Origin of the sequence: Aquimarina longa SW024, from assembly GCF_001401755.1 — a bacterium.
Taxonomy (GTDB): domain Bacteria; phylum Bacteroidota; class Bacteroidia; order Flavobacteriales; family Flavobacteriaceae; genus Aquimarina; species Aquimarina longa.
This window is the reverse complement of the sequence record NZ_KQ474111.1, coordinates 1-7,424: the sequence shown is the minus strand read 5'-3', so window position 1 is coordinate 7,424 and position 7,424 is coordinate 1. Positions and strand designations below refer to the sequence as shown.

General features: G+C 30.4%; 9 protein-coding genes. All 9 read right to left on the bottom strand.

What is annotated here, in order from left to right; translation table 11 throughout:
* Positions 1 to 204: 204 nt before the first annotated feature.
* Positions 205 to 840 carry a transglutaminase-like domain-containing protein gene (locus N456_RS23125; protein ID WP_062062861.1) on the bottom strand — a complete coding sequence of 212 codons (636 nt, stop codon included), beginning with the start codon at positions 838 to 840 and terminating at the stop codon, positions 205 to 207.
* Between the two features lie 88 nt (positions 841 to 928).
* A complete protein-coding gene (locus tag N456_RS23120) occupies positions 929 to 1,678 on the bottom strand; it encodes an ankyrin repeat domain-containing protein (protein ID WP_148639430.1) in 750 nt (249 codons plus the stop codon).
* Positions 1,679 to 1,786: 108 nt separating this feature from the next.
* Positions 1,787 to 2,464, bottom strand: coding sequence for a hypothetical protein (locus N456_RS23115; protein WP_062062858.1), 678 nt, complete (start codon positions 2,462 to 2,464; stop codon positions 1,787 to 1,789).
* Between the two features lie 45 nt (positions 2,465 to 2,509).
* On the bottom strand, positions 2,510 to 2,635 hold the full coding sequence (locus tag N456_RS25205) for a hypothetical protein (protein WP_262482863.1): 126 nt from the start codon (positions 2,633 to 2,635) through the stop codon (positions 2,510 to 2,512).
* A gap of 301 nt (positions 2,636 to 2,936) precedes the next feature.
* The gene (locus N456_RS23110; RefSeq protein WP_062062855.1) at positions 2,937 to 3,800 is read right to left on the bottom strand and encodes an alpha/beta hydrolase family protein; all 864 of its coding nucleotides are present in this window, start codon (positions 3,798 to 3,800) and stop codon (positions 2,937 to 2,939) included.
* A gap of 68 nt (positions 3,801 to 3,868) precedes the next feature.
* Positions 3,869 to 4,381, bottom strand: coding sequence for a Crp/Fnr family transcriptional regulator (locus N456_RS23105; RefSeq protein ID WP_062062853.1), 513 nt, complete (start codon positions 4,379 to 4,381; stop codon positions 3,869 to 3,871).
* Between the two features lie 269 nt (positions 4,382 to 4,650).
* Positions 4,651 to 5,853: a protein NO VEIN domain-containing protein gene (locus tag N456_RS23100; RefSeq protein WP_062062850.1), complete on the bottom strand. Its 1,203-nt coding sequence runs from the start codon at positions 5,851 to 5,853 to the stop codon at positions 4,651 to 4,653.
* A 248-nt stretch (positions 5,854 to 6,101) separates the two neighbouring features.
* Positions 6,102 to 6,920, bottom strand: a complete 819-nt coding sequence (locus N456_RS23095) for a DUF2207 domain-containing protein (RefSeq protein WP_062062848.1) — start codon at positions 6,918 to 6,920, stop codon at positions 6,102 to 6,104.
* Positions 6,917 to 7,408, bottom strand: a complete 492-nt coding sequence (locus N456_RS23090; protein WP_062062845.1) for a glycine-rich domain-containing protein — start codon at positions 7,406 to 7,408, stop codon at positions 6,917 to 6,919. Before N456_RS23090 ends, N456_RS23095 begins: the two co-directional genes overlap by 4 nt.
* Between the last annotated feature and the right edge of the window lie 16 nt (positions 7,409 to 7,424).

The window sequence follows — 7,424 nt, the reverse complement described above, 5'->3', positions numbered from 1 at the left end:
AACGTTAAATATATGGCAAGTAGGGCAGAAGACAAGCGATTATTTTCGGTTTATCCACAAGCCAAATATTTTGTATTTTGTTTTAATTTTCTTTTTTAATACCAAATCAAAAGATTTGGCGACTTTGCAAATAGAGAACAACCTTTCGGTTAAGCACTAATCGCCCAATTTGCTATATATAGTGTTAACTACTGGCTATTCTTGTTATAATTTAAATTCAGTAATATTTTCTTTAGTGTCAAATATATGAGGATAATGTTCTTTTGCATTATTTATCATAAACTCTAATGGTACATCCTCAAAATGTCCATAGTCATCAAGGTATTCCATAAAAAGATTCCCTTGGCTATTAAATTGTTGTAAAAATGAACTATTCTCTCCATTGAATTCTAAAGGTTCAACATTACATATTCTGCACATAGATTTATTAAAAGCGGGTGATAATTTGAGCCATCTATCATTCAAAAAGACATTCACCATTCCGTGCGGTGTTAATATATTTGTTCCAAACTTTTCCGTCAATCTTTCTACTCCAATATGGTTTTTTACTTTTCCTAGATGAAGTCTAGCAGGAATTCCTATAGCTCGAAGACAAGCAATCAATATTATAGATTTTTCTACACAATGTCCTTTTGACTTTTTAGCAATATTACTTGCTTTAAAATTCTCTTTTGAAAAGCTCAGACTATAGGGGTCATATCTCCAAGAATCACGAACTTTTAAATACAAACGTATAGTTTTTTCTTTTTTAGAGAGTGTATCCGTTTTTAATTCAGCTATAAGTTGTTGAATCTCGTCACTTTTATAGTCAAAATAATAAGTAGATACTAAATAATCCATTTGTGTATTTTTTACGTTCTAATTTTTTTTACGCTTGTAGTTAACGTCTCTTGTATGGTGCGTTTGCTTCCCTAAGGGAGCAAATGAACTATACAAATTGTTGTGTTTTCGTTTTTTTATTTTTCAAGTATTCCGCCAATTCAATATTTTCCATATCAATGGCGTGTTGATATGCATCTTTCATATCATTATCCATAGTGTCTATTTTAGCACCATTACTGATTAGCTTATCACAAATTCTTTTAATTTCAATATTGTCTTTGTAATCTGCATATTCAGTTCTTGCCAAGCAGATCAATGGAGTCCATCCATTTTTATTCTTAATTTCTATTTCAGCACCTTGTTCTATAAGATATTTTACCAAATCAAAACCAAAATAAACAGCATCAAACAATGGAGTAGATTCATTATTATCTCTTGCATTTACATCAAGTCCTTGTTGAACGAAAAATTCCGCCATTTCTTTGCTAAAAGTTTGATGAAGTGGAGTACTTCCGTAATTCGTTCTAATTTTAATATCTGCTCCATTATCAATTAGAATTTTTGCTATCTTTTTCGATTTCGCATAGTGAATAACGGTTTCACCATTCGGCTTTTTTTTGAAATTTGGGTCAACACCATATTCAAAGAGTAGATTTAACATTCTTTCTTGTTTGTCACATTTATTATAGACAATTCTAAAAATTGGAGATTGCCCAAAATCATCTAACAAATCAGGACTTATTCCTGTTTTCAACCCTTTTTCTAGTAAATCAACATTTTCATCCGATATCGCTTTATAGATATCAATTTTTCTATTGAATATGTTTTTAAGTTTTATCATTCGAATGAAACACAACGTGTTTGTGTATGATTTCGTTGCGTGTTTAAGCAACTAATTTAGCAAATAAATCACAGATAGAAAGTCCGCGAGGACTTTCGTAAGTAGGCGAGTACTAGCAATGAATTATAAACGGTGTTGTATGCTTTGCTTGTTTTTCTCCCAAGCGTTATGTAAAATAAAAATTCCAAAAACCCATAAAGAAATATTTTCGAACTCATCATATCTTAATAATCTTTCGGCTTTTCTTGATTCTGATAAATCGATATGTTCTAATAATTTTTTTACTTCTTTAGGTGAGAATTTGTCTTTACTTTTATATTTATCTTCTCCAACCAAAAGGCTAAATTCAGTGGCTAAATTCTTGTAGTTTCCGGAATTAATAATTTTTGCTAATCTCTCTTTTTTTATAGATTGCATCATTCCCCATTTTCCTTGACCCTGCCATTCATTTAAAATACCATAAGTTTCGAAGAGTGTAAATTTCCTTTTTCCTTTAAATCCTTTCAATTCAAAATATTCTTTGAATCGTTTGTTAAAAGTGTTTTTATTACATTTAGTCAATTCATAAAGGTCTTTTTTATTAATTTTTGTTTTGTAGATTAAATCTAACCCTTTAATCAGTTGTTCATCTGTGTATTGAGTTGAATCTTTTTTCCTTAAGTCAAGATAACCTGAAAAATGAAATATATAAATTAAAAAATTTCTAAATGATTTGAAATTATAATTAATTAGGCAACCTATAATAAATATTACAGGTGCTCCATTTTTATATCTTCTTCTTTTACAATCAAAATCTTCCATATAAAATATGCGCTACTTCATCAAGTAGCACATTTACCAATTCAGTTATTTTTTAGTTCTAGGTGCAGGTGGTGCAGTTCTTCCTAGTCTAGTTGGTGCATTTCCTCTTCCAGTTCCTGATGGTTTTCCTGTTGTACTTGGTGCATTTTTTAATCCGCTTGATTTTCCCATTTTTTATATTTTTAAATTAAACTTAAACAAATTTAAAATTGTTCAGTTTTTCGTTGTCTAAATTTTAATCGTTAGTAATTTTCTGGCATTGCATACAACGTTTAATATATGGCAAGTTGGGCAGAAAATAAGCAATTATCTTCGAGCTATCCACAAGCCAAATCTTTTGTGTTTTGTTTTAATTTTTCTCTTTAATACCAAATCAAAAGATTTGGCAACTTTGTAAATATGCAATGATCTTTCTTTCGATTAAAGACCAATCGCCCTATTTGCTATATATAGTGTTAGCCACTGGCTTTGGTTATTTCGTTGGTAAATGTTTATCTAAAAAATCATAGACAAAATTAAAATGTTCTATAGGTGCTATATGTCCACCATCTAGTTTTATATGTTTGTAATAGTGCTTAAATTTTTTGTTTTCTAATCTTTGAATTAATTGGTCAGACATTTCTGAAGCTGGCCATTGATCATCGTTTTTGCCTGATAATATTAATATAGCTCCATTAATATTTTCCACTTGAATCTCTGCTTTCTTTGAAGCTTTTTTGTCTTCAAGCATCATTTTGTGTGCAGTAAATAAATCTCCTTTTAATGCGGGTCCGATTATCTTTAAAGGTGCAGGTAAATAAGGAACTTCATTACCTTTATAAGTCCAAGAAGAAGTATTTGCAGACCAAGTAATAGCAGGAAAGCTTACATTTGATGTTGACATTGCGATAACTGCATTGAAATGGTCGAATCTACTAGCTAAATTCAAGACTAACTCACCACCACGCGAACCTCCAATAAGAGCAATTTTTGATTCATCAATTTTTGGATTTTTAGCAATGTTCATTATTGTATCTGAAATTGCATCAAGTGAAATTCTGTCGAGATTTTTTGGTGTTCCTTCTGCATTAAAATACCCAATTGCTAAAATCGCATAGCCTTTTTGAATGAGACTGTCCCTCTTACTTTTCATATGGTTTCTATGCCAATCAATTCCACCTTCTGCACCACCAAAAGCTACGATTAAAGGTTGGTTTTCAGAATCTCCTAAATATAATAGAGTTTCAACAACTCCGTTTTGTTTTGATAGATTTGGCACATATGTAAATATGTAAACTATTCCTGAAATTAAAGCTAGAGCTAGGATTAATAATATTCTTTTGGTTCTTTTCTTCATTTTGAGTTTTAATTTAGTGGTAAAGCTACTGATTGAAATAATCAGAACTTTTGACCTAAATCAAATAATTACTTTTTAGCCCTTATTCTACTTAATGTTTCTTGTGTTATTCCTAAATAAGAAGCAACCATACCTAAAGGAATACGATGATAAATTTTAGAATAAATTTTTTGAAAATGAATATATTTTTCTTTGGCAGATGTAAATCTTATCGAGGTTATACGTTCCATAAAATGCCCAAAAACAGTTCCCATTGATAAACGAGCGTAACGTTCCATTTCTGGATAATTGTCAAAAAGATACACAAGGTCGTTCACGTTTATAAAATATGCTTCGGTGTATTCAATTGCATCAATGTAGTATATGTCTTTTTTTCTTTGCATAAAGCTTTTAGGTGAGTTAACCCATTCGTCTATTCCAGAAAAATATTCGCTGATTTCTTTTCCATCTTTTATAAAATAGGTTCGTAGAATACCTTTGTTGATGAAATAGCTTTTTTTGGAAATATTGTTTGCATCTAAAACGAGTTCTCCTTTCTGAAATACTATTGGTTTTATTCGTTTTGAAAGCTCAGATTTCAAGTCTTCAGAAAGTTTAATAAACTTTTCAAAGTGGGCGAATATATTTTCTGTTGTTTCGATGTTGTTTGATTTGAGGACTAGTGTTACTTTAGCTTGTGGCTAACGTCTCGGCTATGGTTAGTTCGGGAATTAAAAGTAATTAATTTCCGATTAAGCACTTAGCCAAATCTTTTTATTTTGTTTTATCTTTTTTATTTTAAAGCCAAATCAAAAGATTTGGCGGACTTGGTTAAAAGCACTAAACTTTGGGTTAAGCACCAAAACCCGTATTAATTATAGCCATTGTTGTGGTGCGTTTTTCTGCCCAAACTTGCTCTATACGCTATCGATTTTAAGTTTCCATTCGCTTTCAATTCCGAAATCGGATTTCTCAAAACCTTAAATACTTTTCCCTCTTTCTTTTCAAGATTAGTAACGTGAACAAAATATATGAAAGCCTCGTTTTCTAATTGTTCAAGCGTACAATATTCATTTTCTGTTATGAAAAAGTCTAAATTGTCATTTAATGATGATTTTACCTCTATATACCGGTTGTCTTTTTTAACTAAACAGGTAATATCAAATCCAGCACCTGAATTAAACTTTGAAGTATGTTCAATATATTTCTCAACATTTTTCACTCCTAATTTTCGTAGTCGATTAATTTCATAATCATAAGCGATTTCTTCGCCTATTTCTCCAATTTCCCTTTGTAATTTTAAATTATCTTCAAGTGTTTTTGGGTCAATAAATTTTTGTTTTCTTTTCTTTACTTTTTTCTTCTGAAATAGTGTAATAAAAGATGCGTTGTCAAGATTGTAATTCGGATGAAACTCGGAAATCCAATTGTCGAATTGGTCTTTTATTTTGCTGTCAATATTCTTTCTAGGTTTCCAGCTTTTGTTTGTTAAATCAGCTATATGTTTTTGTGTTGTTCCTCCGTCCGTTTTATATCTAAAGTTTGAAATATATTCCTCAACTGATATGTTTTTAAATGCACAAAATTTTGAAAGTCCGAAAATGTGGTTTTTACCATTTTGTATATGAACAAAATATTTAGGTGCATTTCCGATTGTCGCTTTCCAAAATTGAGGTTTACTGAAAAACTCAATTGTTGATTCAGCTAATTCTTTTTCATTATCTACAAATTTGTAATCAAGCTTTTTTGAAGAAAGTTCTCTTTTGTAGTTTTTGTAATGTAGGTAAATCTCTTTTTTTAAGGGTTTCCAAAGCGTTATATTAGTGTCGGAAACCTCAAAAATTTTACCGTGATTTTTTTCACCAAAATTTTTCATTTGGTCGAAATTGGTTTTAAAAGTTCTTAAATGTTTGCACTTTTCAGCAAGATGTTCATATTCGACAGTTTCGTATTCTTCTTCTAATTTCAGATAGTTAATTAAAATTTGTGAATTTATTCGATGTCCATTTTTAAACCATCTTGGAAGTTTAGAAACTACTTTATTTATTTGATAAATTTCATTTCCGTCACTCATTTTTTGCAGTCATTTTGATTTTAGCTGGATGTTTGTTTAAATGCACCACAACGTTTCGTATAAGAAACGTAGGGCAGGTGATAAGCCATACGTTTCGATTTGGTATTAAGCCAAATATAAATATTTTGCTTTTACCTTTTTTCTCATAAACACTAAACTTTATAGTTGGCGACTTTGCAAATAAACACAGACCTTTCGATTAAGCAGAAAAACCCTATGTTTTCTTATACATTGTTGGCACCAGTTTTTTATCCGCAACCACCACAACCTCCGCATCCGCCACAGCCACCACAACCTCCATCTGAACCACAACCGCTATCACTAGAAGAATCGTCAAATCCATTTACCGATTCTATAATTGGCATAAAGTCAGAATCATTTATAGCTATTAGGTCAAATTGATTTTTTGTTGTGTTATGATAGTATAGGCTTGAGTAACCAAAATCTACCCAAATAGAATCTGCATTTTCCTTTCTGAAATTCTGTTTCTTTTTTTCAATTATTTCGAAAATTTCTGATGGTATTTTAGGTATTAGTACAATGTTTCCATTCAGTGCAAGTAACGATTCAACAATATTTACATTCTTTTTAGTGGTGTTTGTTTTAATTCGTCTTAGTTCCTTTTTTATTTCTTTTTGAACTTTTAATCCTTTTTCTGAAATGGCTTTAATTCCAAACAGCTTTTGGAAAAAATTTGATTTGAAATATTTGTTCATACGTTTATCTGAATAAACGTACTTCAATTTGTATTCGTCACTATTCTTAATTTTTTCAAAAGCAATTTTTAATAGATTTGATAGGTTTATTTTGAGTTCAGAATCTTTATTAAAGACTGAAAGAAATATAGACTCGTGTTTAAGAGGTTCGTATTTAGAATAGGATTGTCCAATACTTACAGTTGGATTTTTCTTTTCTTTTTTAGTTGCTTTTTGGGCAGTTTCTATTTTAAGAACGTCCTTTAAAATTAAATCGAAAAAAGTAACTCTTGCCAGCTTATCAATTTTAACAGCGGGATTCTCAATAAGTAAAACTTCGGCTGGTGATAAATCAGTTAGTTCTTTAATCATAGTTTTTTAAATTTAGAAATTACCCAATTTCTATGAAGATTAACCCTTCTGAAATTTAACTCTCCAAATCTGACTTTCGAAGAAGGCCATATATCTGGTGGTGGTTGTTTTTTAAAAATAGTTGAATACAATTCTTTTGTTTTAGAATACCAATCTCCAAACTTTTCCTTTTCATTTTTCCCACCTTTAGTCGGTCCGTGATGAATTTCCTTAGATAATGTGTTTTGACAAAACTCTGTCCAATATGACCTCGTATACAAAAGATGTAAATGCCATACTTGGTCAACTTGGTCAGAAGGTGTTAGTGGGTGGTCGGAAATGCAAATTAGAAAAATGAACTTTTTGTATTCATTAATTGCTCGAACACTATATTCATATTTCCACCCATTTTCTCTACATAGTCTGTCAGTAAAAGTGAATGTAGATTCAAAATCATCCAGTTGGAATTCTTCTATTTTATTCCATAATGTTTTTTGTCCTACTGTCATTTTTCAAATTGGTGCC